Annotated in this window: 1 protein-coding gene; it reads left to right on the top strand. The window is 48.3% G+C overall.

Going from position 1 to position 1,200, the window contains the following annotated elements; all coding sequences use genetic code 11:
- The first annotated feature begins 119 nt into the window (after positions 1-119).
- Complete coding sequence (locus tag IFT44_RS21000; RefSeq protein WP_192176520.1) at positions 120-776, top strand: hypothetical protein; 657 nt, start codon at positions 120-122, stop codon at positions 774-776.
- Positions 777-1,200 lie beyond the last annotated feature (424 nt).

Below are 1,200 nucleotides of genomic sequence, written 5' to 3'. Positions count from 1 at the left end.
AAGCAGACAACAAACTACACTTTATCGAAGATCTCGCTACAGGTAAGATTTGACGCTAGCTCGTATCTTGTTAAGCAGAATAAGTAGTTTCCTTTTTTGAATCGACGGACGGAATACTCATGACACAAGAGAAGCACGGAATCCAAATCTTTGATCAGACGGGAGGCCCTGTCCTAGAAATTGGGCCGCATCTCGTTCGTGAGAATTCTGAGTTTGCTGAGACAATAGGCATAATCGCCGCATCATGGGCACAGGCAGAGGTTAATTTGAATTGCCTATTCGCAATCCTACTGGATACAACTCCGGACGAGGCCGCGGATCAGCTCAAAAGATACAGGAGCGCAGCAAGAGCGGCAGATGGAGCAAGGAAGCTCGCTGCGGAATACCTGACAGGAGCAGAGCTTGAGTCCGTCACAAAAGCTCTGAACCAACTCGATTTGGTACGGTTACGACGTAATCGAGTGCAGCATGACGTATGGGCGAAGAAAGACGACGACAATCAAACAATGTTTGCCATTCACGCTGATCAATACTTAGCTTTCACTACCAACTTTGTAGCGGCAACAGAGTTAGCGATCCCTGAGGACGAAAAAAGTGAGATAGTCCTAAATTTAGCGAACGAGTTCGCGGCGACAATAACAAAAGGCCACACCATTAGAGACCTTCAAGAAATTGACCACGAGTTGAACCTTGCAAGCAAGTCTCTCATGGAGGCGATGTTCTTCCGTATATCCCAGCGTTTGAAGGAAAAAGGTGCTGCGCTGGCTCAGCGTTAAATCTCGACGACAGTCCGCTTCTGGCTTGTATCAGCCGCCTACCGATGTCTACTATTGGCCGGTTAGCGACCGTTGCTCCGATTAGCCATCCTTGTCCCTCCACGTGTGGAAGGACAAGGATCGGTCAATAGCTGCCCTTCGCGGATGTGAGCTATCGGCCATTAGCGGACGTTCGCAAGCGACCGCTACGGACGAAAAGCGGCAACTCCGAGCTTCTACCAAACTAGGGGCGGTTCACTCCGCCTTCCGTAACCGGATAAGATTGTAATAAGATAGTGACTTAGTGCCTGCGTGTTTGGTACGTTTCGTTTCTAAAAGCGATTAACCTGCTGAGGTTGTGATGGAAAAGGATTTGGTTGCAGATTTCGATGCAAAGAGGGAAGTTTATAATTCGTTTGCAAAAACGGTTGCCGATCTTTTGGAA

The organism is Pseudomonas sp. CFBP 13710 (genome assembly GCF_014842235.1).
Lineage (GTDB): Bacteria > Pseudomonadota > Gammaproteobacteria > Pseudomonadales > Pseudomonadaceae > Aquipseudomonas > Aquipseudomonas baltica.
Note: the sequence above shows the minus strand (reverse complement) of the source record. Positions and strands in the feature narration are given on the sequence as shown.

What these genes read in the sequence shown, in the direction of transcription:
- IFT44_RS21000 (WP_192176520.1), top strand. Translation starts at nt 120, where the DNA reads ATGACACAAGAGAAGCACGGAATCCAAATCTTTGATCAGACGGGAGGC.